Source organism: Chryseobacterium sp. 22543, from assembly GCF_052044565.1.
In the GTDB taxonomy this organism is placed as follows: Bacteria; Bacteroidota; Bacteroidia; order Flavobacteriales; family Weeksellaceae; genus Chryseobacterium.
Window position 1 is genome coordinate 590,691 of record NZ_JBQENH010000002.1, and the last position, 24,611, is coordinate 615,301.

Here is a 24,611-nt window from a genome sequence, read left to right on the forward strand (position 1 = left end):
TTTTTGGGAATATTTTAAAATTTTCAGAAATACTCCAAAAGTTTGTGGCAAAATCATGGCAGTTTTTTGAATCAAAAAAAACTGCCACAAAATTGACTTAACATATTGATAATCAACTTGTAAACGACGTTTTCGACTTGACTCAAGAGCACATTGTTTCGACATTTATTAATTCAAAAAATTGTCGAATTATGCTGGAGAACAGTTATGGGCTAACATTCTTTTTGAAAAGCCCCGAAAAAAAGTCGGACATATTCAGATATGTCTATGTGAGAGTAATCGTTGATGGAGTTCCAAAGGAGACTTCAACGAAGAGAAAGTGGGATTCCCGCAGATGGGATCAGAAATTGGGAAGAGCAACTGGTACTAAAGAAGATGCTCGATCTTTCAATTTATTTTTAGAATCGTTAACCACAAAGATTAACCAATTTAAGATTGATCAGTATAATCTGGGGAAAAGTGTAACCTCGGCAAGTATTATTGATTTTACTAAAGGTAATCATAGGTCCAGGTCCTTGGTACTTGAGGAATTTCAGAAGCATAATGATGAAATACTTGTCTTGGTAAAGAAAAGTAATGCTGATTTTGTTGAAGAGGGTAATGATGAAGATGAAGATAAGAAAGAGTACGCGCTTGGAACCTATACCCGTTATGTAACTGCACGTAGTCACGTAAAGGAGTTTATTCAATATAAGTACAAAAGAGATGATCTTGAGTTCTACGAGTTGGATTTTGAATTCATTAAAGACTATGAGTTCTATTTGAAGACCGTAAGGAATTGTTGCAATAATACAGCTCTTAAATATATTGGTAATTTTAAAAAAATAGTACTCCTTGCAGTAGCGAAGAAAATCATACCTGGTGATCCATTTATAGAATTTAATGGCAAAAAAACAAAAATCAAAAAAAGACCCTTAACGAGAGCCGAATTACACCTTATGGAGACTAAGCAGTTTTCTTCGGCCAGGCTTTCAGCAATCCGTGATATATTTGTTTTTCAATGTTACACAGGGCTGGCTTATATCGATGTGTACCTTTTAAAAAAGGAAAATATTAAAGAAGGAATAGACGGTAGCATGTGGATTATGAACCGTAGGAAGAAAACTAGAGCCACTACAGATATTCCGCTGCTCCCTAAAGCTATGGAATTAGTAGAGAAGTACAAAAACAGTCCTCAATGCCTTTTGAAAGGTACTGTTTTTCCTGTTAAATCAAATCAGAAAATGAATGACTACTTGCGAGAGATTGCTGTTTTATGTGGAATTACGAGTAAGCTAAGTACTCATAAAGCCAGACATACTTTTGCAAGTACAGTGACCCTAAATAATGGTGTTCCTATCCACGTCGTTAAAGAAATGTTGGGGCACAGTACAGTTAAGCAAACTGAACATTATGCAACAACTGAACAGGAAGCGATAAGTAGAGAAATGAAAGTACTTCGGGAAAAGCTATCTGACGAAAACAAATCAAATGATAGAAAAGAAAGGGAGCTGATGCTCTTGCAATTAGAAATGGAATTAAATAATCTAAAATCTAATAATGAAACATTGGACAGTTTTGATTTTGACATGAAACTTACAGAACTGCAAACAGGTCTCAATAATTTAAAAAATAACCAGGTAAATTCTTCCGGAAGTATCTGATTGATCTGAGGTAATAGTGCTGTTACCTAATTTAAGGCCCCAAAATTGAATGTTTTGGGGCATTTTATATATAAATGCCAGCCTAAGAAGAATCAAAAGCCTGTTTTTTATTATGATGCTTAAAAAATAAAACTGTTATGCATCGGTAGTAAATATCTTATCCATCTAGTTGTACTGCTAGAAAACGTATTTTTTTCCTGCTCCCAATAAACTATCGTTTTTTATATAATAATCTGAAATAAAAGAAAAAACCGGCTTAAGAAGAATCAAAAGCCGGATTTCATCCTCCAATTGAATATGAAAAACAAAATCGTTTACTGTCAGCGTATCGAATATGATAGGTAAAATTCTACTATCCTTGAAAAAGAGTTAGTAGACTTTCACCCTATAAAGACTAATGTATTTTATGCGGAAATTTTAGATGAAAGAAAATAACCGGCTTAAGAAGATTCAAAAACCGGTTTTTCATCCATTGTTTGTTAACCCCAAAAAAGTTTAGTTGTTATTTTGTACAGAAAGTATCCCGAATATTCCAAAAGGCAAATTTGAAGCGACCTAATTTTTTTACAATTATCTTTACTCTCTTGCCCCAATAGTTTTAATTTGGGTCAATGCGTCAATCCTATCTTCCAAGGACTCAACTTTAAATACTAAAATACATATTATTCCCAAAGCAAGAAAAAGTACTATGGAAAGAAGAACGTTTTGACTGTATATGGTTAACAACGAAATATTGGTAACTTTTAGTACTACTGACGAGCCAAGAACCTTTAGCAACAGTATGAAGAATGTTCTGTTTTTATTGAATCTAAAATACTTCAAAAATCGATTCATACGTATGTTTAAGATGATACACTGTTTGATCTTAAATAGTACTATTTGAAAAAAATTAATGGTGTATACAAAGTTGGGCTCTGGAGAGTCATTAATTTTTCTTGTTTATCCGCAATCTATTATAGAAAGGTTGTATTTTTTCAATAATTGTAATAGCTGTTTAAGGTAATTGTTTCTGACTCGTATTTTTGTTGAGGGATAACCAGTAGTTGTGATTTTAATCAGCTATTAATTATAGCTTCTGATAAGGCATTTTCGAGGACCAAGTAGCTGCTTGGACAACGCCCGCGGTCAGTTATTTTAAAGTTTTCCCCATTGCCAGTCTGCATATGAAAGCGGAGTTCTTTACCTTGAAAGATTGTATAAACCTGGTATAATTGTTTCTCACGGACGTTGACAGGATGAAGATCAAACAGAATACTTTCTTCACCTAAAGGAATACTGATGCTAAATCTCTTAATCTCTTTTGATTCCATTTTTATCATTGTTAGGAATTAAAGGTCCTGCAATAAAGTTTTATGAGCAAATATTATTTTATCCCCAATATGTTTTGTGCTGCTTTACCACAGAAGGATTCAGCCCATTTCGCTTGTTTTTAAGGAAATATTCTTATCAAGTAGGGTTGGCTGTAAATCCAACTACAATTGTGAACGCTTAACATTTGATTAACATTCTGAAACCTGTACTTGTGTAAATTCACGCAGCAAATGATCCTAAAGCCCGGAATTTATCAACGTTATGAAGGAAGGAATTACTTACTGAGATAAAACAAATTTTCAAACCCTATTGAACCATTAGAACTGACACAACTAACCTAATTAACCCTCCAAATAATTATTTATGGAAACTGGTCGTTATTCCCGAATTAAGACACTGGCTGCGGCACCCTTTATAGTTGGCACTCAAGACATCGAAAAAGAGGAAAAAAAAAGACAGGTGATCATGCTCAATGCTATGGCGTTTATCCTCATTAGCCTGGTAGTGGGTGTGGGATCTTACTTTTATATGCTAAAGCAATCTGTCGTTTTCCTTATAGGAATCCCTCTTGAAAGTCTGGCTTTTCTTTCTGTGGTGTGGCTTAATCACCGAGGTCAATATTTTAATGCCAATATTCTGATGTTGTGTACCAATGCCTTATTCATTGCCTATTGGTCTACAGTCCTTGGAAATGGTATATCTATGGAATTGTTGTTTGCATTTAATACGCTGATTATTTTCTATTTAAGCAGTACTTTTTTTCTATATAAGAAAACCAAAGCCTTGTTGACTTGTATCATTGCTACTATTGGTTTTGCCTCCTGGATGGTGCTTAACTCGTATTGTGGCTATATCAAGCCTATTTCCCTACCTCCTGATATTGCGGCAATTATGCGGATTATTACCAGTGTTGCCCTGCTTGTATTTATCCTTTGTGTCATGGCCTCCTATGTCGCACAGATAAGGAGCCTACTGATAACTTCTCAGAGACTAAAGGAGGCATCTGAGCGGAAAAGTGCCTATTTGAGGGAGGTTTTTCATGAAATAAGAACCCCCATGAATACGGTTTTCTCCATTGCTCAGGAGCTGCAGTTTAGAAAAGATAACTATCCTGCGGCTGAACACAGGGAAATCGACCAACTTTTTTCAGCATGTCATATGGCCCGGAATTTCACCAATCATGTGCTGGAGATGAGCCGTATTGAATCAGGAATCCCGATAGCTTTGTCTAACGATACCGTGAGTCTTCGACGTTGTATTACTAAATGCGTGGATATTATCGGTTATTTGGCGGCATCCAAAGGCATCGAGATCAAAATCAAGATGGATTTGTCAGTAGATAAGATCATTACTGATGAGATAATTCTTACTAAGATTTTCAATAATCTATTATCCAATGCTGTTAAGTTTTCGCCGAATGATTCCGAGGTGGAGCTAAATTGTACTGTTTTTGAAGGTCAATTACTTTTTAACATTATAAATGAAGGCATTGTAGATCCTGAAATTTCAGGTAGGATGTTTGACAATTTTGTTACCAAACGGGGTAAATATGAAGGTTCGGGTTTAGGTTTGGGGATCACCAAGCACTTTGTTGAACTCTTTGGTGGTCAAATCTTCTTAGCCCCAATAGATCATGAAAACCCACAGATAACAAGCATTGTCTTTCACATTCCTTATAAGAAGGCCGTGACAACTGAGATTGCCACGGCTCCAGAAGTTAAGATCAAAAAGCGATGTTTTTCCGGTGTAAAAGCACTCATTCTTGAAGATGATTTGATGAATTATGAGCTTCTTAAAAGGAATTTGGAAGCCATGGGAATTGAAACTGTTCATAACGAAGATGGAAGACTCAATGGCTCCTATATTAAAGAAGAAAAGCCAGAGGTCATCATTGCAGACTTAAACATGCCCGAACTTGGTGGGCAGGAACTACTAGCCTTGCTAAAAGCAGACCCTGAATTAGCGAGCATCCCCGTACTTATTATTTCGGGGGATGCCTTTGGGGAAGAGGAAATCTTAAGATCCGGGGCTGATGCCTTTCTACTAAAGCCCATTAAGATCACCGAGCTGTATAAACAACTGGTAAAATATTTTCCCAATCAAATACTCTCATAACGCCCTGTGTCTATAATTGCCCAGTCGTCATAACCGCGAACTATCGTATAAAGTCCCCCAATATATCGGTCTAACTGTGTGTTGATCACTTCACCCCAATCCGGTAGAAGTGCTTTGTACTCCTGATACTTTTGCAGTTGTTCCGCGTGTTTCTGGATTACATAGTTAATTGCCTGGGGAGTGGTTAATCCCAATTGGGTTTGTGCGATGAATATTAAATTGAAACCTGCTTTTTCCAGTTTCCCTTCGCGGTCTACAGAGTGAAGATCATTGCTCAAACAGCCTAAAAGGTTTAAGCAAAGTTCAATATTCTGTACTGTTGGGTGCAAGTAAACCTCGTCAGGGAAATTCAATTGTTCGAAGATTCCTACCAGGGGAAACATAATGTAAAATCCTGTAAAGGGTCTTTCCCTATAGTACCTTGCAATATCTGGAGTCTCGCCATCGAGCTGCATTTTAATTTCAAAAAGACACTCGGTTAAATAATCGGCCATGTGCTTACAATACCGGCCAAAGAGAAACGGGCTGCTGATAGGTCTAAACCGGGAAAGAAGGTCTATAAGAGCAACGCTCAGTTTTCCTGTTGGGTTAACGGGATCTCCTTTAAGAATGGCAATAAATTCTTTGATCAGTTCCCTCATGAAGAGGGCATTTTCCTGATCCGCAGAACCGCGGTCACAGGCATCATCTACAGTAAATAGCCAGGTTAATAGGTCACCCGCCAGGGCGATCTGGGGATAAGTACCTTCAGGATACTCGCGGGCGGCCTGTAATCCGAAGCGTGCCTTAGAATACCATTTTAGTGGCTTGAAATGAGGGGATAATTCAAAATGCTGGGCCCACTTCAGGGTGTCATTTTGAATAGATTCAAAATTGCTGTTGATCCTGGAGGAGCCGGGAATGGTAACCACATGGGTGGGTGTGAGAATAGACATAAATGGATTATTTAAGAAGTGAGAAAAAAAGGACTTGATAGTATAGTTGTATTCACGAGCAATCTTTAGGACAGTTGATCCATTTCTTTAGGGAATTCCACTTCAGACAGAGATTATTTTTTAAACTATCGTTTTAAATGAGTATTTAATGGAATATACAAATTACAATCCTGCTAAACATATAGTGCCTGTTTTACCAGGGGGGATACACCTGGATCAGGGATCATAGTAAAATATACCCGATTTGACCGCAGCAATCTGACATGAATAATAAATTATTGATTATTAAATAATAGCGGATTATATTTAAATGAAGTGTATAGGAAATAAGCACTCCTTCCTGCGAAAAGGATAAGGCCTAGGAGGCAGGCCAAATATGATCCTGGGTCTTAAGATTAAAAATCTCAAAAATTATGTCATATTGTTAATACAGTGTTAATCACACTTTTGGGTGGAAAGTATTTTTAATGGGTATTTCCATTAGCTGTTATTTTGAAACCGTGATTAAATTATTCGTAGAATCCATATTAATGTGTGGTCTTTGATTCTTCTTAGACCAGTTTTTTCTTCTGACCTAAAAAACACAATTACAACGTGAAGAATCTACTTTTAACTGTTCTGTTGACCGGACTATTTTCCAGTAGCAATGCTCAGCGGAAATTTGGAAACTCCACCGGTACATTTCTTATGACAGATAAACAGGTTTACATCCCTGGAGAAACAATCTATTTCACTGCGCGGCTTCTCAATGTTGATCTGCAAAAGGATAGTACTACCTATCATACTTTATTTGTGAGTCTGGTCAATGGGCTTACCCGGCGGATGGTTTGTGCGGATACATATATTCTTTCTGTGGGCTTGGCCGCAGGGGTATTCCATTTACCTAAAGATCTTCCTTCAGGAGAGTACCTGTTATTCTCATTCACTAATAATTTGGCTGCAGATAGCGTAGAGCAGGACTTTCATACCTGGATTTCCATAAGAAAACCAGCAGAAGCACCGTTCAAAATTCCGGAGACTTCACTGAGTACAACGGATTCTATACAGTTTAAAGAATTAACCATTCCTGATCCGAATATTAGTGTAAGCTTAAAAGCGGATAGTTTGCATTATAAAAAGAGGGATTCCATCCACTTTACAATAGGTATCAAGGATGCTACAGGAAATCCGGTCAAAGGGCTACTTACGGTATCTTGCGTTTTAAAAAACAGGCTAAAGAAAAATGGGGTATATGATATGCGCAAATACTTCTTTGTGGACCAATTTTTACAACATTTGGATTCTACAACAAACCTGCACATTTCTCCGCAGATCATGAACGGAGCTGTTACTGGTTATCTGACTAAAGATGGCAGGGTAAAACGGAAAAAGATTCCAATGACCTTAATGAAGAATAACGGGGTCGTCAAACTGGCTACGGATTCACTAGGAATCTTCAAAATACGCTCTAAAGACTTACTGACTTTAGTTCCTGGTGAAGGGTATCTCACTGTATCGAAGGGTGGAAATTCATCGTTATTTATGATTCATTTCTTAGATGTTGCCAAGCGTATAAGCGATTCCCTTGCCAGTAGGCCAATTCCTTACCAAGAAGAAAACAGTTTGGATTCGGTTCTTTTTTCATCTGAAGAAACTCAGTACTGGGTGAACCATAGCGCCACTAAGTCTACTGAACCACCACCTGCTACGACATCGCAGGACCACTTAAAACTCGTGAAGCTTATCCCAGCTGCTGCTGCTTTTCCTAATATAAACCCTGTGGGTGATAGTGCACTTCATCTCAACTCGACCTTGTATTGGGATTACCTGCTTTTACTAAAGGACTCGGGAACAGCAGATTTTTCGTTTTTCAGTGGTGATATTCCTGGTATCTACACTTGTATTGTCCAGGGCTGGACAGAGAAAGGACTCATGTATAAAAGTGTAGACTTTGAGGTGGAGTAGCGCTCAATTATCAATCAATTATTGTAAACGATTGTCAAATATTTATTACGGAAACTAAAAACAACTGAATTGGAAATTATAGTAAATGTACCTGATGGCAGATCAGGGGATTGGGAAATCATCACTATGCCAACTGAGTATCGCGAAATCAAATGTTTGATCCATCACGAAGGTGGAGCAGGATGTCCTGTAGCCGATAATTCGTTCAATGAAAATTCTGCTTACCTTCCATTTCGGACCCGTGCCCATGGAAGGGTACTGTTGATAGGACTCGGTTTAGGGGTTGTGCTACAGGCCATGATCGATAAAAGGGATGTACAATCAGTAACGGTAATTGAGTCGGAATTGGACGTCATTAAACTTTGTGGTGAATACTACAAAGGGCTATCAAAAAAAGTAAAGATCATTCATGGGAATGCTTTCAATTATCGTACTACATCTTTTTTTGATGCGATTCTTATTGATATATGGGATTGCCATCATTATGAGAACCTTATGGAGATGGAATTTCTAAGGGATAGATGGAAAAAAAACAGCTCCTATATTTATTGTTGGGGGGAGAGAGAATCTCAGCACTTATTGCGGGAGCTGCATCATGATCGGAGTACATTGTTTCCTAGTGAAAACTAGAACAAAAATAGGCAGAGACTTGTCCATTTCCGCTTATTTTGCAAGTGTTTATCAAGCTTTCTGGAATAAGCGAAAGGAAGTTGGTAAATTTGAAGATAAACCCGTAGGAGAATGCTATACCAACTTCACACAACGATTGATGGTACCGAATTTATTGCCTTGTTAAGTACAGAGCTTACCGATCTCAAAGAGCAATTACCGGAAATCCTTGACCAGCGTCTTACCATGTACTATGGACGCTTGGCGGCACAAATCGGAGCTCACAGTTTGCATGGCCTTGCAGCTGAGATTAATTATCCCTGGCCTTCACTTAGTATTGGCTTCGAGAAATTTGAGGCGCTCAATTTATTTTCTAAGTGGCAAAATCAATCCTGGATGGCGATGAGCGAAGATGATAAAACATTGATTAACTCTCCGCGGGATCGGAAAAGTGGGTATGCAGGACGAAATATATTCTTGGGCCTGGAGCTGGTAAGGCGATACCAAACCTATCCTCTTTTGATGGTTAAAATACAACCTGAAAATAGCGTTTGGGAGTCCAATTAATGATGAATGACCTTGGGAATACAATCATGAAAATAGGTATTCTATTCTTTAGATAAATAAACAAATCTGTTGCCTTACCTGTATAAATTCCCTTTATATGCGAGTTATTACAACCACTGTTCAAATTGATGGAGCGCCCATAATCATCAAGGTTAAAAAAATAGACAAACAGAGAAGGTTTGAGATTAAGATTGCTAAGAATTTAAGCGAATACGTGATATCCGATCAAACCAATGAGCTGGAATTTTATGAAGGAATGAAGTTAACCCCGGAACTTTTTTCTCATGTCAAATCTGTAATTAATCAGTATTTTCCACGGGTAAGAGCGATAGAAAAAATCGGCTATGATGATTACCATGACTATAATGATTATTAATTACTCCTCAATACAAAAAGTATCTGCTAAAATTGCCAGCTATATAAAGATTTCATTGCTTTATTCTGTTAAGCCCGTGCTGCGCCAAGGGCTCTGTAAGTATCCCGGCAGTAGATTCACCACTTTACTTTAAGTTAAGACAACCGTTGAACTCCGTGAAAATATATACCCGGCTTGGAAAAGCCGGGTGGATGCTGCGTCGACATCATGAGTAGATAGTTGATACAAATGCTATCTACTTCACAAATTTTAATATTTAAAAAGTAAAAGATCTTTTCTAACCTGTTTTACATGGATTCATAGCCAAGATTACTCCTAATTTGGGTTTTGCATCTTGATCGTTTTTCCTCGGACCACTTTAATAAACCTGTTTGAGAATCCCTCTCTTTTTGAATATTCTATGGATGTTATCTTTTGAAAAATCTTATTAATTCTTGTAAACGTTATCCGTTCGTGTATAGCCCTGTTGGCAAGTCTTATTCTTAATGTGTTGTAAACCTCAGTTACTGTTAGTTCTTCGCCCGGTCCCTTTCCCCAATCTTCTATAATCATACTGACCAATAATTCAAGGTGCTCCTGGGATAACGTGGCCACAGTCATTGTATTTAATTGTTGCATAGTGCTATTTTTTAAACTAAAGTTGCTTAATAATTGCCCTGCCTGGATAAGCGGGGCTCCTTTTACTCAACCATTAGATGGCTCAGTGAGCCAACTTTTTTGTTATAGCAATTTTTATTTGAAATATCTTGTTACACTGGCTAGGAAATATTGTCCCTGAGAATTACCTATAGTTCTATCAATCAAGGTCGGTGTTATATTAGCCATTTGCATTTTATTCTGTCCTAAGAGATCAAATCCATAGAGCTTAACAAGCCAGTTTTTATTTTTTCCTACCTGCTTACTGATCCAGGCATTCATTAAACTGGCAGACTGGTCAAGCCCGGAATTTTTATCATAAAGTGCGGCGGTTCCCACTTGCAATCCTCTTGGCAGAAACACTAGTACCTTCATAAATATTTTCTGATCGAGGAAGTCAAAATAGGCATTATTTTGAAGCTCATATTTATTGCCCCGATAATTGAGCTGGATATTGGTAGAAATTTCGAGCAAACTTTTATAGGTCCAGGACAATGAAATATCCTGATTAAGAAAGATAGTATGACTTATGTTGGAGATTCCGTTTAAATAAGATATTGAGCGTCTCAGATCCCCAAACCCCTGGTAAGAGAATGAAATACCGGATTTCTGCCAACGCTTTCCGAAATTTAAGACTGGGGTAAATGAACGGGTGCCACTCACGTTGATAGCCTGCGTAGTTTGTTTACCAAGAGAATCAATGGTTACAGAAGTAGAGACAGCATTATGTTCAAATGTTGCAAAAGTACCAACGCTAAAGGATATACCTGTTGTACTCAAGAAATTGTAATTGAGAGATAGCCTTCGGCTAAAACCTGGTTTAAGATCTGGGTTCCCTAATTGAATTTGCAATGGATTTTGAGCCATTAATACCGGAACGAGCCTGTCAATTACAGGGAAAGCAGGTGATAATGAAAAATCCATTCGTAAAACCGAAAAAGAACTGAAGTTCCAACTTGCTTCAAACAAAGGAGAAACGTAAGAATTTCGTTGCGTTATAAAGTAGTTACTGCTACTACCTGAACTGTGCAATTCATTATTATTAAAAGTCCCTCCAATCCCGGCATTGAATTTACCTTTGTGGTAACCAATGGAAATATTAGCCATTTGAGTCACCGATTTATTTAAGAATAGGAAAGACAGAGAAGTGTCAACCAGCTCATACTTACCTACAGGATCATTGAAATCCATGGTTAGTTGATTATTTCGGAGATTTGATATATTGAGATTATAAGTTACCTGAAATCGAAATCCTTTACCTAATGGGATAAAGAGCATCGTACTGAGATCAATGGTACCTTTCCTAGTACCTGGAGTGATCAGTCTGTCGATCGTATCGGATTCCATTTGCCTGGGGAGAAAGGTTAGGGACTGATTGTATTGCCTGCTGGTATTATTACTGAAGTCAGCATTAAGGGAAACCCTAAATGCTCCATCTGTTTTGATGGGAATGGAGTAGTCTGCAAACACGAAGGACCTTTTATCGTCAAAATATATGTTATTGTAGAGGTGACCGGTATTAATAGTATCCTTTTGGCTACCTGCCAAAGTGCTGTAGCTATTACTATTTCTGTTTTGTACCTGGGTAAGAAAAAGATCAGCACGAATATTCAGAACGCCCTTATTTTTAAAATGATAGGAAAAATTGGTATTGAATGAAGTCGTAGTGATATGACTGGAACGCTTTGAAAAGGTATTATAGAAAGAACTGCTGTCAGGCAGGAAGTTTTCCCTTTCTCCCCTTTCAGTCAGGCTATTGTCTCGTTCAAGCTGTGAAAAGCTGAAATTAAATTTTGCTTTAGAACCAGCATCAAAGCCTGCATTAAGGGCAATTCTTCGGTCGGTCGTTACTCCCGGAAAACGAGTATTTAGGTCCATACTTTCATCACTTGTTCCAGGGCTGGTCAAGGAACTGAGATTGGAGACTGCTGCTCGTCCCATTAATTGCAGGTGATCCCGAAAGCGAGCAGCATTCATGGCTGCTTTATAGCTGCTACCGGTGCCGTAGCCGGCGCCTAATTCACCGTTGAGTCCCTTTTTGCTTTCGCTATTGATGGTAATATTTAAAATTTTCTGGCCTTTGGGGGCATTAATGCCAATGGTTGGCGTTTTATCGATGATCTGAACTTTATCAACCACACTGGCTAGGAGCAATCGCGAAATGATTTTAGGGTCAGAACTACCATCCTGGGCATTTTGAAATGCTGGCCGTCCATCTATATACAATTCCTGAAGAGCAATGCCCTGGTAGTAGAATTTTCCATCTATATCTATGGTTAGCCCGGGTATTTTTTGCAAAAGGTTATAGAGGGACGCTTTTTCATAGGTGTTAAAATCTAAGGCATTGTACTCCAAGGTGTCCCCCCGCATTACTGCGAGGGGCTTGGAGGCTCTAACATCTACTTGTCTAAGCTTAAGCGGTACAGTGGTGAGTGTAATGGTGTCTTCTATGAATCGTGTTTGCTCTGGTTTAATATATATGGTTAAGGTCTTTGGAATATAGCCAAGGAAGGTTATGGAGAGCTGATAAGCGCCGGGTGTCGGCATTGAAAATTGGAAATTCCCGTTTCTATCAGTTTTTGATTTTAAAATAATAGAAGTTCCTTTTCCTGAAAGCACCAGGCTCGCCTGGGAAAGTGGGCTATGAGTGGCCTCTTGTATAACGGTTCCTGAAATCTGAGCTATTGCCGGGTTTATTATAGCCAGCAGCAACGCTGATGAAAGTATTAATCGCATTTATAAATGGTTGTGTTAATGGGCATGACTCCGTTGGGTGGCAGGCTAAGTGCTTACCACAAATAGTTTTCATTTACCTTGTCCAATAGGAAGGTATCTAAGTACTGGGTTATTGAACAGTGATGCTAAATTCTTAGTTCTATATTTTTTGACAGAGAAATCATACTATCTTTTTGTACAGCAATTAATAATGGTATTCAATACCCTTAAAACCGATAATGTTCTTTGCCGGGTAATCGACGGGAAAAATATTTTCAGGTTTTAGGAGTTGGATTATAGATTTTATATAATACTAGCAGTCGATTTCCATGAGACAAATCTAATAGTAAGGCTATACGAATCAACAAGCTTTTGTTGTTGGGCTGATAGGTTCATGAAAAAATGGTATTTTTATTGTTGACATTGAGTGTTTTGCATTCGATTTATCCCAGAGCTAATCACTAAGTTTTAAATTATAAAAAGAGAAAACATGCGATTTGCATTAGTTGATGGTAAACAGGTTGAAGCCAAGATTGGTTTAAAGGGAACATGCCGGGGATGTGGAGCCTCTGTTATTGCTAAATGTGGAAGTATAAGGGTGCCTCACTGGGCCCATCGTGGTCAAAAGGTCTGTGATCAGTGGTGGGAGCCGGAAACCGAGTGGCATAGAAACTGGAAAGACCAGTTTCCCGCCCAGTGGCAGGAAGTTTTTTTACCTGATCCTCAAACGGGAGAAAAACATATAGCCGATATCAGAACCGAGCATGGGGTAATTATAAAATTCCAACATTCCTACCTTGATTCACAGGAACGTAAAACCCGGGAGAATTTTTACCGCAAAATGATCTGGGTTGTTGATGGGGGACGTTTGAAGAATGATTATATACGTTTTTTTAAAAAAATGAAGAAATTTTGCACTAGCGAAGAACAGAAGGTTTTTCTTATTGAGCGCCTTGATGAGTGGTTTTCTTTGACATGGATTGGTTGTCAGGTTCCGGTGATTTTTGATTTCCGGAGTGCAGCATTAACTGAAATTAATGCCGATGAACAAAATTACCTATATTGTTTAATCCCGGTTCGGCTCGGAAGGCATGCTATCCTGTTTCGATTTCATTATTCCGAGTTTATTAAGGAAACTAACAATGGGGAATGGTTTTCATGGGCAAGACAAATGATGGCAAGTTTGAATCGTTTAATTTATGACCGGTATGTTAAGGATATGGTTAGTAAACGTCAACAATCCTCTCAAAGTGTTCTAACTAATAGGAGGTCTAAATTTGGCCGGAGTAGGATTTTTTAAGTTTTAGTGACCTGAATATTCCAGACACTCAATAAGCTGTATGAACAGCGTGTAGCTAAAGGTGAGCCCTGGAGCACGTTTTTCCTCTATGAACTCAGCTAAATCGGACAAATAAAAGTGGGGATAATTGCTTATTTTTTCCTAAATCATAGCATATGCCCACTTTCCCTCAGTCTTTCCGTGTGCGCCTGCTTAAGGAAAGAAGTAGCCAGAAATATGTATTCATTGCACTCCCTCTGTTAATCTTAGAGATTACCCTTTTTAAGTTTTTGTATCCTTATGCGGACTTCTTCTCTGACTCATATAGCTATATCTATGCGGCCATGCAAGATTTAAAGGTTAACCTGTGGCCCATTGGCTATTCAAAATTTATTTTATGGTTTCATTACTTAAGTCATTCGGATACTTCACTGGTCGTCTTTCAGTATCTTCTAATCCAGGGAGCTACATTATATTTTCTATTGACTGTTTTTTATTATTGGAAGCCAGGGGTGCTTGTTCAAAGAATTTTATTTTATGTACTCATGCTCAATCCGCTGATCTTATATATCAGTAACTATATTTCCAGTGACGGTATTTTTCTGGCTCTCAGTTTGGTTTGGGTGACCCAGTTGATCCAGATTTTATATCGACCTAATGTTGTACTACTGCTCTTTCATAGTGTTATCATTTTTGCGGCCTTTACGATAAGATATAACGCCATGTACTATCCACTTATCACCAGTCTGGTGTACGTTATCACGAAATGGAAACTATCCTATAAGATCATAGGAATAGTGCTACCGCCTGTACTTATGGGACTATTTATTAGTTATACGGCTCGGGAAACCGAAAAAATTTCTGGAAACAGGCAATTTTCGGTATTTGGAGGTTGGCAGATCGCCAACAATGCGATGTATATGTTGCCTCATATTCGGGTAGAGAAAACTCCGCCACCGGCGTGCCTGGAATTTCACCAACATGCAATGGATTTTGTTAAGAAAGCTGGGGTAGAACTGGGGAGTATCAGTCCTCTTGACGGAGCGTTTTATTTGAGAGATCCACATGCACCCTTAAAGACTTATCTACTGCAAAAAAAAGGTAATCTTATTGATAGTATGGGAGGAATCGTCTTTTGGGGGGCTGTGTCACCCATTTATTCTCATTATGGAAAGTTTTTGATCAGTTCTTATCCTTTATCCTTTACCAGATATTTTCTGCTGCCCAATACGTATTGCTATTTTGTTCCACCGCTTGAAAAACTTGAGGTGTATAACCTGGGCAGCTATTCTGTTTTCCCTATAGCAGCCTATTGGTTTGAATATCCACGTGTTCAAATTAAAGCAGTATCGCTCCATGCTCAAAGAGGCATTTTGTTTGCATTTCCAGGTATATTTGGTGCTTTGAACTTGTTTTTTCTTTGGATGGTAATTAATTGGTGTAGAGACGGAAAAATAAGACAGAGATGCCCGGGGTTAGGAAAAGTATTGCTTGTAGTGATAAGCTTGGTGTTGGTTAATGGCTGCTTTAGTATATTGGCCTCCCCCATAGTACTTCGTTACCAAATCTTCCCGATGATTTTATTGCTTATTTTCTCTACGTTATTGGCCGAAAAAATGGAGTGGGGAGAGGAAAAATCATAAAGTGTTGCTTTAATAAAAGTCAATCAAGCGGGAACATGGTTATGGTAAAAATACTGTGAGTTTATGTAATTGGAGAGCCTTAGCACCTGAATCTAATATTTATGCAACAGCAATTTAATAAAGAACATCCATTAAATCCCCGGTATAGAAGTCTCATGATACCCTTTTTTCCAGAAAGAGTATGCCGCAACCTGTTGCCGGTCATGAAGACAGTTTAATATTTCAGTTTCAGAAATACCATTATCCTTTGCCGCCTCGGCAATAGAATAGTAATAATTAATTGGGTTCCCACTTAGATCAAATTGAGTTAATTGAACCCCTCTTCTTTGATTTTCTTCTTGCTGTTGCTTTAATTCCATTAATGAAGTGTTAATCTTTCCGTCTTTACCACTTCTCCAATAGCAGCCATGCACCAGGAGAAAGGGTTTAATTATCGCATTCTCGATATCAGTAACCGAAAGATGGGTAAGCTGGCTGGCCTTAGTAATATTCTTAAAAGTACAAATCCTGTCTCCATGTACAGAATAACATGAAATAACTCCCAGCCGGTAGATCAACTCTTTGGAATATTCCATCTTATTAAATATACGCAGTTTGGCATCTAAGGAATATGTTGGCTTAATCCGTAATATATCAATCTTGGGGTCTTTAACGAAGATAAGTTCCAAATTGTCGGGACGTATATCCAAGTCCTTTCCGTTAACCGGTATAATCTTATAATCTATATCATCCATCGGGAAAGGTTTATTAAAAAGAAAGTAAACCATTTTGGCAACATTAAATACTCTGTGGGTACGTTCAGCACTAATGGTACAGCATAGATGATACCTATAGCCACCACTTTTAAAAGTAGTATAAGTCTTTACTGTAGGTTGATATATACGTTCGCCATAGTATCGGTTGTCACCAATGAGCGAGGTAAAGTGACGGGGTATTCTTTTTACTCGCCCGAATTGAGATATCAGAGCAAAATCTTCACTGCCATGCACCGGAAGCCAAACCTCACCAGGTAAATCTTGTAGGGAGAAGTTAAAGATGGGTAATGTGTTTTCAAATGTGGTATTCATGACTGTAAAAAACGGATACACAAATAATGGTAAATTAATAATACTGACGCGGTTCTGCGTGGGTTTAAGTTACGTCAACGAACTGCAATATCACCGCAGAAAAAAAAGTTCATAATTATTTTCCAACTGAATAAGTATAGCAGTCCCTCGCGTTAGCTTTACAATTGTTACGAATTGCCAACGACTAGATGCTCAAAATAACCGATAGAAGACCTGAAGTTCAACGACTCTATTTCCATTAGCCCTAAACAATTTTAGATATGAACTGGCTGAAGAAATCAATTCTTGTAATTCCTGCCCTGGTAGGCTTATTATATGCTTATGCCGAAGCAAATAGGGCAACTTTCAAATATGTCCATATATGTGGATCTAGTGTATATACAAAAATTGCTGTATACGATCCCAATAATTGCATTCCCCCTGATCCGCAATATTGTGTGTATACCTCACCAGTTGATGTCGGTGCAACAGCTACTGCTGCGACCCTTGAAGCGGTAGGTGCTCAACCAGGTCCGCAAAAAAGATGCTATGTAATGCCCGCTTTCAAATAGAACAAAAATTTGTTAGGGTTATGAACTTGATGTTATTACTACTTGTTTCGATGGGACTTCATTCCTCGATGGCTAAGGATACCTCTGGTTTGAGAGTAAAGATAATCTATGTATACTCCTGTGAACTTGATGCTTATCTGAAGTCCGAAGAAGATTTTGTGGGAAAATGTAGCTTTGAAGGGACACACCATAGCAGTTATACCGTCGAATCAAACGTTGGGGTTATCGTAACTGAGGATCGTCTGGTAAAGGCTGGTGGTATACCGTCTTCCCATAAAGGGTGCTATAGGATTCAGTAAATTGAAGTTGTTAAGGTTCTTGTTTAGCTAAAATATGTGTCAATGGACTTAAAAGAGACGGTAGTGTATTACACTTACAATACGATGTTGGAAAGGGAAGGGATAGCATATATTGAGGATGAAAATTGGCTTTATCATCATCAGCGTCCTAACTATAAAAATAATTGGACGATCTACGTATCGGCGCTTATCAATCATTCGACGGAAATCCTTAAAAGAGTGATCCCTGTTGTAAAGAAATACAATATTCCTTTTCGTTTGGTAAAGAATGATGAATGTGGTTTTCTACTTAATACCGGCGTGATCGGGTTTGATGAAGTTGGAAAGTTTTTGAGTATCTGTACTGAATCATGGGATCAGGCGAACGCTATTGTTAAAGAATTATCTCCATTGTTACAGGATTATTTAGGACCTGCAGTCCCTGGGGCTTTGAGGATTGAAAAAAATATATACGGACATCTTGTAACAGAGGTTGTCACCAATACAGTGAGCGGTCCCCAAGTGAGATACACTATTGAGGTCCCCAAAAGAAATAAAATCCCATTTTCAATTGATGCGCGATTCAAGGACCGCTCAAAGAGGAAAATTTACGGAAAATATTACCTTAAGATTAAAGATTTAAGACCTGGCCCCAAAGGTGATATTTTGCTGGCTTATAGCTTAAGGAAAATGAAGTTTAAGCCGGTTGTAATTAAAGAAGGCAGACATGGTGTGCTGGAGGATACTTATAAAAGAACCATTGAGGATCGGCTGATCTGGCAAGTACTAGTGCTTCAGGAAATAGGTGCTTTCATACCCACTGCCAAGGTGTTGGATTTTTTCGTGTCCGATCACAATAGTTACTTGGTTATAGAGTATTTGGATGGGGTATTCTTACCTGATAAAGTTGATCAAATCAAGAACGGTGCACAGTGGTTGGATTTGAAGGATATTTATAAAGTCCGGCTTTTAAGATACTACAAAAATATAGTTGGGGTTATAGGAAGGATACATCAGTTGGGGTATGTGCATCGGGATATCCAGGATAATAACTTTGTTATTACTAAGGATGATGAAGTTTTTGTCATTGACTTTGAGTTGGCTTATAACTCAAAGAAGGGCGAGCCTGTACACCCGTTTTTGCTGGGCACCTTTGGTTACATTTCACCAGAGCAGATTCGAAATGAAAGACCGGTACCGGAAATGGATATTTATTCTTTGGGAGCATTGTTATGTTTTATCCTAACCGGTGAACATCCGTCCACCTTTATCACTGAAGACCTTAAAGAGACAAAATCAAAGTTAAAGCAGCAGGTTGATCATGAGATACTCATCGAGATCGTCCTATGGTGCCTAAGTGATATTCCCTCCAAGAGGCCGAGTATTGCCGAGTTGGAAGCGGAGATCAATAAATACATTAAGTATCTTGAAACTAAGAATAACTAGTAAAAAGGAAAACCTTATGAAGAGCAAAAAAATAATTTTGGAAATTCTAATCGCTATTCTGGTTGTATTGTTTGTTTATACACCAGCCAGTAAGTACTCAAAGTATGAAGAATATGTCCTGGCTATGAAGGCTCAGCCACTCATTCCGGCTCTTAAGACTTTTTTAATTTATGCGGTTCCTATTTCGGAAATTTTAGCGGTAATTCTTATGGCTACCAATAAATTCAGGATGTTAGGCTTGTATTTTACGTTGGGGCTCCTGGTTACTTTTACAGCTTATATTTCCTTAGTACAGCTCAATTATTATGGACGGATTCCTTGCAGTTGCGGCGGGGTTATCAAGACTCTCAGCTGGAAAGGACATTTATTCTTTAACCTCTTTTTTATTACAGTAACCAGTATTGCAATTTGGCTTCAAAGAAATATCCAGAAATATGAAAAGAACCCAACAAATCTGCGCTTCAATGCCGGTTAACCCGTGATGAAATCTTCTAAACTTTAAAATTTATGGGCAAACGTATTTATATCCTGGTCGCTGCCCTTATTGGTTTATGCAGCCTTCAGGTAAGTCATAGCCGTTCACAATCAATACACATTTGGGTAAGAATTCCAGATAGTGCCATTGAAATCTCTAATTACGACCTCGCTAATTGCATTCCTAATCCCAATACCTATTGCAGCTATTGGACAACGACAAGCTTTCCATTTCATTCGATGTCTGATTCATTGTTTAATGCTTTGTTGGCCGCTGGATATTTTACTGGACACGATTTTAATAAAAAATATTTCCATTAGTAGGATAGATTTTTAGCGAAGAAGAGGAATTGTTTAATTCAATTTTAAAGAATCTCATATGAAATTTGCAATTATGTTTTTGGCGAGTAGCGTTGGTATTATTGGTGCATTGACTGGAAACAGGACGACTTTTACCTATGTTAATGTGGCCGATAATGGGGTGTATGGCAAAATATGGGTATTTGATCCGGCGAAATGTGTTAATGTAGCGATTAATTCATGTTCTTATACATCTACCACTGATCTTGGTGATTATGCCACAATCAGCGTTCTCAATGCCGCTGGCGCTACTCCGTCAACAATGAAGAAGAAATATACTTTGTAATTGTGCTTATGCAAAATGAGGGTTATCATTTTGCAAAATTGGAAAGACAATTTTCGTAATTATAAAATACTACTTGCAAGCTAGTTAAACAATCAATTATTTTTTCTTAACCTTCAAAACTTCAAAAATGAAAAACGTAAAATTCGCTTTATTGGCTGCTGCTGCTTTCGTTGGTTTAGCTTCTGCTTACGCTTCTAACAGTCGCGTTACTTTCTCTTATGGCCAACAGGCTGACGGTTCTTACAAACTGTTGACTCAGCCATTCGACCCAGCTAAATGTTTTACAGAAGTAGTTAACCCTTGTGGTTACATTGCAACAAGCAATCTGGGTTCTCCAATTGCTAAATCAGTACTGACTGCTGCTCACGCAACTCCATCAGCACTTCACAGAATTTACACTGGTAACTGATCAGTGAAAGTATCAAAGGCTGTCTCAATATTGAGGCAGCCTTTCTTCTACCGAAGAAAATCATACAAATAGTTTGTATTGATGCTTTTCTATGCTTCATCCAGTGTGTATATTCATTAATTTGGTATACTATTCTTACCCTTTTAGATTTTTTTCCTTCTTAATTTTAAAAATGTCAAAAATGAATAGCATAAAGTTTGCCTTGATGGCAATCGCAACCTTCGTTGGTTTAGCATTTGCTTATGGTTCTAACAACCGTGTTACTTTTACATATGGTCAACAGGCTGATGGCACGTACAAACTGTTGACTCAGCCATTTGATCCAGCTAAGTGCCTTACTCCGGTCCCCAACCCTTGTGAATACTATTCATCAGTTAACATAGGGACGGTAACCAGCAAATCTGCTCTTACGGCGGTTCATGCAGTTCCCTCACCTCTAAACCGCATTTACACTGGTATATGACCAATCGGATTTTTACTATTGTCTTAACATTTAGAATGCCATTTTCCCTTTATATTCTTTGGTGTTAGATAATATACCGTCAGGTATTGGAGAAGGCCAATAAGTTCTTATGTTAGATTGGTTTTTTAGCCTCGTATCGAAAATTGATTTTCTAAATTTTATTTTTTCAAACTTGAAAATTACCAAAAATGAAAAACTTGAAATTTGCTTTACTCGCTGCTGCTACCTTTATTGGTTTGGCTTCTTCTTACGCATCGAAGAACCGAGCTACTTTCTCTTATGGTCAACAGGCTGATGGTAGTTACAAACTGTTGACTCAGCCGTATGATCCAGCTAAATGTATCTTCGCCGCAGTTAACTCATGCGGTTATATTGTGACAAGCAACCTGGGTTCTCCAATTGCTAAATCAGTTCTGACTGCTGCTCACGCAACACCAACATTAAATGATGGTATTTATATTGGTAATTGATCATGAAAATCTTTAAGGGTTATCTCAATTTAGTGACAGCCCTTGAAGATAATGTGTATTTATTTTTCAGAGTTGTTTTTTACATTTTTGCTATTTGGTCCTTTAAAATATTGATAAATTCCAGTGTTGCATTTGGTCTACTTCCAGGATAAGGAGGATCACTATTTAGAATATTAGAGTTCTGATCAACAACCATTAAAAAGGGACAACCTATGATATTGTAGTATTGAACTAGAGGATGTTTATCAGCTTCCCCGTTAGTGTACAGGTTAATATTTCCTTCATGTGTATATAGACCACTTTTTACTGCCTTTTTGAACATAGACATATTTTTGTCCAAATTTATAGTAATGAATACAATCTTGGAAGTATCAGGAAAGGCTGATAGTACTTCCGGCATGTTACGTGCCATGTGAACACACCCTGAGCATCCGGTAAAGTAATAGTCCAAAACAACTAATTTTCCCTTAAAGTCAGAAAGACTGATAATCCTTCCGGTTGTGTCCTGCAAATGGAAATTATATGCTAGAGATCCTTTCCCAAGTACAGATTTTTTGCTCTTAAGTGCATTTAAGCAAAAGGGGTCTGTAACAATGTCTATGGCCTGATCTCTGTAGAAGTCTGTACTATCTCTAAAGGAAACTTCTCCGATAGTTAATGTTAACAATAACCTATCTCGTAGTGTTCCTTTATACATCTTATTTACGTCGTGGAAAACAGAGTAGAAATTAAATTTATTGCAATTTAATCTGGATATTAGTATGCTCTTCTCTAGTTCATAGTCATAGTAAGCATATGAATCCAGATCGTTTTTGTTGGGAATATTGTAATGTGCTTTTTTGTTTAAGTAGTCCACAAAGGCCGATTTGGCGACTTCCCTTTCGATATTATTTTCGCTTTCAAGGTAGTATTTGATTCCGATCATTTTATAACGGTCTTCGAGATAGAGTATATTTAGCTTTATAAGGTCGTAAGCCTGTTGCTCTATCGATTGTTTGTAGGTTTGCAGTAGATCTAGTTTTTTGCTTACCCATCTATCATAGCTCTGAAATTGCTTAGGGAAATAGGTTGAATCTATTGCTGAGAACACAGTAACATAATTAGGTTCTATATGAACTAATTGTGTCTGACAATTATATTTTTCACTTCCTTTGCCGCTAAAGCTAATTTCACCATTATTTAAATTCAATGTCAGATCATCATTTTGTTGGGCTAAAAACGGAATTCCGTTTGTGCTTGCATACTTTTGAGGAAGCGTAATAACCAGATAACCTACCTTCGGAATATTTGTAACCTTAACCAAGAATTTTCCGTCTTTAATTCTCACTTCTGTATCATGCGAAGTAGGCCATGAACCAAAGAAAGAATAATGGTCGTAGTATTGAAATCTTATCGTTTCTCCTTCCAGGCTTGCATCGGTAACGACTCCAGAAATGGTAATTGATTGTTGTGCAACTGCGTGTGAAAGCGAGGGAAGAATAACCAGAATAAATAGAAATATAAGCAATTTAGCTCTCATATGTTCGTAGTGTTTTATCTTTTAAATTTTGTACAACCTTTGTATTAAGTTATTGCAATCTTGTTCGAGCTGTGATACAACTAAGAGATAACACCTTTATCACAGGGCTTCATTGATATTTTTGGTAGTGCTATCTACTATTCTGTTGAATATGGCTCAATGCAATTTCGTCATCAGGAATAGGCATTACATACTTGGGATCATTGGGAGCAAGCGTATAGGTTGTACCATCGATCACCCGTTTAAGGATAATATTGGCACCTTCTTTATTCAGTCGCTTTATATCGGCCCAGCGGAGTCCCCTCCACACTAATTCTTTTCTTCTTTCCAAGATAATTTTTTCCAGTATGTTTTGGGATGAGTTGGAAGAATAGGGTATAAATGCGCCCTTCAGGTATCTTTTTTCTAAAAGGGTATTAAGAGAGGTTAAAGAACCAGGTAGATCTCCGGACCGCACCTGGCACTCAGATTTTATCAGGTAATTTTCATCCACCGCTAGGCCGGTAAAAGGGAAAACGCCTGTTCCATTGTAACCACTTTTCATAAAATAAGTATCATTATCCACCTTAAAGTATATGTATCTGCGGAGATCATTTTTTTCATAAAGCTGAATGAATTCCGGGTCCATTGTAGTGGCGCCGGTCCCTACGGTAACGGCACTGTATGACAGATTAGAAATGGATGAATATAGTACCTCAGGATTTATAAGAGAGAAAGGAGCCTGGTCTTTAATATCTATGGTATTATAATCAATCAGCGTATTATAAATGGCCATTGAATTATTAATGGAATTCAAGGCGTCTTTATAATTGTGCATCGATAGATATACACGTGCTTCTAATGCATAAGCAGCTGCTTTAGAAGGTCTATTAGGATTTTTGGACTGAATGATATTTGAAAATAATGGTAATGCTTCGGATAAATCATTTAGAATGCGGTCATAGGTTTGCTCTACGGTTGCCCTTTGCTGAATATCATTTACATCTGAGGAAATTTTTATAGGCACTCCCAGATCTTTATCGGCACTTGTTTTATCATAGGTAGCACCAAATGTCTGGGTTAGATTAAAGAGGTTATAGGCGCGATCAAAAAGAGCCCAGGCCCTAACAAATTTCCCATTTTCGCTTTGTTTATCATCCGATGAGAGTTTGTCCCATCCCTCCAAAACGACATTCGTATAGAAAATTGCCTGATAAGGGGTATTCCAATCCGCGATATTAATGTCACCACCGTAGATATCCTTGTTCCAGGTGTAACAGTTTTTTTCTGTTTTAGTATAGGTTGCGTTTAATGCAGCAAGATTTGGATAATAATATTCGTCGGAAGATAATGTCCCTAAAGCGGGAGTATTATATATCATCACATCCTGATAATCCAATAGCTGGGTAAAGTCATCCAATGTGGAAGGAACAACAATTCCGGTATTGGGCTTTTTGCTAAGAAAGTCACTTTTCGTACACCCGGCCATTAGAAAGCTTATAGATATGATCGCATATTGGGTATATTTTAGCATAA

21 protein-coding genes are annotated in these 24,611 nt (G+C 37.9%); 14 read left to right on the forward strand and 7 right to left on the reverse strand.

The window, feature by feature from the left end; genetic code table 11:
* The first annotated feature begins 191 nt into the window (after nt 1–191).
* Nucleotides 192–1,643, forward strand: a complete 1,452-nt coding sequence (locus tag ACTJIP_RS08500; protein ID WP_440704356.1) for a site-specific integrase — start codon at nt 192–194, stop codon at nt 1,641–1,643.
* 1,055 nt (nt 1,644–2,698) lie between these two features.
* Here the strand turns inward: ACTJIP_RS08500 and ACTJIP_RS08505 are convergent.
* Nucleotides 2,699–2,953: a hypothetical protein gene (locus tag ACTJIP_RS08505; RefSeq protein WP_440704357.1), complete on the reverse strand. Its 255-nt coding sequence runs from the start codon at nt 2,951–2,953 to the stop codon at nt 2,699–2,701.
* 364 nt (nt 2,954–3,317) lie between these two features.
* Here ACTJIP_RS08505 and ACTJIP_RS08510 point away from each other — a divergent pair, with 364 nt between their 5' ends.
* Nucleotides 3,318–5,069: an ATP-binding response regulator gene (locus ACTJIP_RS08510; protein ID WP_440704358.1), complete on the forward strand. Its 1,752-nt coding sequence runs from the start codon at nt 3,318–3,320 to the stop codon at nt 5,067–5,069.
* Here ACTJIP_RS08510 and ACTJIP_RS08515 read toward each other — a convergent pair.
* Complete coding sequence (locus tag ACTJIP_RS08515; protein WP_440704359.1) at nt 5,054–6,004, reverse strand: terpene synthase family protein; 951 nt, start codon at nt 6,002–6,004, stop codon at nt 5,054–5,056. The genes ACTJIP_RS08510 and ACTJIP_RS08515 overlap by 16 nt on opposite strands.
* A 594-nt stretch (nt 6,005–6,598) precedes the next feature.
* Between ACTJIP_RS08515 and ACTJIP_RS08520 the strand changes: the two genes are divergently transcribed.
* The 4 genes from ACTJIP_RS08520 (at nt 6,599) to ACTJIP_RS08535 (ending at nt 9,500) form a co-directional block, all read left to right on the forward strand.
* Nucleotides 6,599–7,948 (forward strand): hypothetical protein, encoded by a 1,350-nt coding sequence (locus tag ACTJIP_RS08520; protein WP_440704360.1) that lies wholly within the window; start codon nt 6,599–6,601, stop codon nt 7,946–7,948.
* A gap of 69 nt (nt 7,949–8,017) precedes the next feature.
* Nucleotides 8,018–8,578, forward strand: a complete 561-nt coding sequence (locus ACTJIP_RS08525) for a hypothetical protein (protein WP_440704361.1) — start codon at nt 8,018–8,020, stop codon at nt 8,576–8,578.
* A gap of 111 nt (nt 8,579–8,689) precedes the next feature.
* Nucleotides 8,690–9,124 (forward strand): hypothetical protein, encoded by a 435-nt coding sequence (locus ACTJIP_RS08530; RefSeq protein WP_440704362.1) that lies wholly within the window; start codon nt 8,690–8,692, stop codon nt 9,122–9,124.
* Between the two features lie 97 nt (nt 9,125–9,221).
* Nucleotides 9,222–9,500 carry a hypothetical protein gene (locus ACTJIP_RS08535; protein ID WP_440704363.1) on the forward strand — a complete coding sequence of 93 codons (279 nt, stop codon included), beginning with the start codon at nt 9,222–9,224 and terminating at the stop codon, nt 9,498–9,500.
* A gap of 315 nt (nt 9,501–9,815) precedes the next feature.
* Here ACTJIP_RS08535 and ACTJIP_RS08540 read toward each other — a convergent pair whose 3' ends face one another.
* Nucleotides 9,816–10,118, reverse strand: a complete 303-nt coding sequence (locus ACTJIP_RS08540) for a hypothetical protein (RefSeq protein WP_440704364.1) — start codon at nt 10,116–10,118, stop codon at nt 9,816–9,818.
* A 114-nt stretch (nt 10,119–10,232) separates the two neighbouring features.
* A complete protein-coding gene (locus tag ACTJIP_RS08545) occupies nt 10,233–12,872 on the reverse strand; it encodes an outer membrane beta-barrel protein (protein ID WP_440704365.1) in 2,640 nt (879 codons plus the stop codon).
* A gap of 469 nt (nt 12,873–13,341) precedes the next feature.
* Between ACTJIP_RS08545 and ACTJIP_RS08550 the strand changes: the two genes are divergently transcribed.
* Together ACTJIP_RS08550 and ACTJIP_RS08555 are read left to right on the forward strand one after the other, a co-directional pair.
* On the forward strand, nt 13,342–14,151 hold the full coding sequence (locus ACTJIP_RS08550; RefSeq protein WP_440704366.1) for a competence protein CoiA: 810 nt from the start codon (nt 13,342–13,344) through the stop codon (nt 14,149–14,151).
* A 155-nt stretch (nt 14,152–14,306) separates the two neighbouring features.
* Nucleotides 14,307–15,773 (forward strand): hypothetical protein, encoded by a 1,467-nt coding sequence (locus ACTJIP_RS08555; RefSeq protein ID WP_440704367.1) that lies wholly within the window; start codon nt 14,307–14,309, stop codon nt 15,771–15,773.
* 131 nt (nt 15,774–15,904) lie between these two features.
* On the opposite strand, the gene ACTJIP_RS08560 is transcribed toward ACTJIP_RS08555, so the two are convergent.
* Nucleotides 15,905–16,840, reverse strand: coding sequence for an NUMOD1 domain-containing DNA-binding protein (locus ACTJIP_RS08560; protein ID WP_440704368.1), 936 nt, complete (start codon nt 16,838–16,840; stop codon nt 15,905–15,907).
* Between the two features lie 260 nt (nt 16,841–17,100).
* Here ACTJIP_RS08560 and ACTJIP_RS08565 point away from each other — a divergent pair, with 260 nt between their 5' ends.
* The 6 genes from ACTJIP_RS08565 (at nt 17,101) to ACTJIP_RS08590 (ending at nt 21,577) form a co-directional block, all read left to right on the forward strand.
* The gene (locus ACTJIP_RS08565; RefSeq protein WP_440704369.1) at nt 17,101–17,391 is read left to right on the forward strand and encodes a hypothetical protein; all 291 of its coding nucleotides are present in this window, start codon (nt 17,101–17,103) and stop codon (nt 17,389–17,391) included.
* A 341-nt stretch (nt 17,392–17,732) separates the two neighbouring features.
* On the forward strand, nt 17,733–19,115 hold the full coding sequence (locus ACTJIP_RS08570; protein WP_440704370.1) for a serine/threonine protein kinase: 1,383 nt from the start codon (nt 17,733–17,735) through the stop codon (nt 19,113–19,115).
* A gap of 37 nt (nt 19,116–19,152) precedes the next feature.
* Complete coding sequence (locus tag ACTJIP_RS08575; RefSeq protein WP_440704371.1) at nt 19,153–19,590, forward strand: MauE/DoxX family redox-associated membrane protein; 438 nt, start codon at nt 19,153–19,155, stop codon at nt 19,588–19,590.
* A 393-nt stretch (nt 19,591–19,983) separates the two neighbouring features.
* Nucleotides 19,984–20,235 carry a hypothetical protein gene (locus tag ACTJIP_RS08580; protein ID WP_440704372.1) on the forward strand — a complete coding sequence of 84 codons (252 nt, stop codon included), beginning with the start codon at nt 19,984–19,986 and terminating at the stop codon, nt 20,233–20,235.
* A gap of 151 nt (nt 20,236–20,386) precedes the next feature.
* Nucleotides 20,387–20,644 carry a hypothetical protein gene (locus ACTJIP_RS08585; RefSeq protein WP_440704373.1) on the forward strand — a complete coding sequence of 86 codons (258 nt, stop codon included), beginning with the start codon at nt 20,387–20,389 and terminating at the stop codon, nt 20,642–20,644.
* 651 nt (nt 20,645–21,295) lie between these two features.
* Nucleotides 21,296–21,577, forward strand: coding sequence for a hypothetical protein (locus ACTJIP_RS08590; RefSeq protein ID WP_440704374.1), 282 nt, complete (start codon nt 21,296–21,298; stop codon nt 21,575–21,577).
* A gap of 79 nt (nt 21,578–21,656) precedes the next feature.
* Here ACTJIP_RS08590 and ACTJIP_RS08595 read toward each other — a convergent pair whose 3' ends face one another.
* Together ACTJIP_RS08595 and ACTJIP_RS08600 are read right to left on the reverse strand one after the other, a co-directional pair.
* Nucleotides 21,657–23,096, reverse strand: coding sequence for a TlpA family protein disulfide reductase (locus ACTJIP_RS08595; protein ID WP_440704375.1), 1,440 nt, complete (start codon nt 23,094–23,096; stop codon nt 21,657–21,659).
* 130 nt (nt 23,097–23,226) lie between these two features.
* Entirely contained in the window at nt 23,227–24,609 is a 1,383-nt protein-coding gene (locus tag ACTJIP_RS08600) for a RagB/SusD family nutrient uptake outer membrane protein (RefSeq protein WP_440704376.1), read from the reverse strand.
* Between the last annotated feature and the right edge of the window lie 2 nt (nt 24,610–24,611).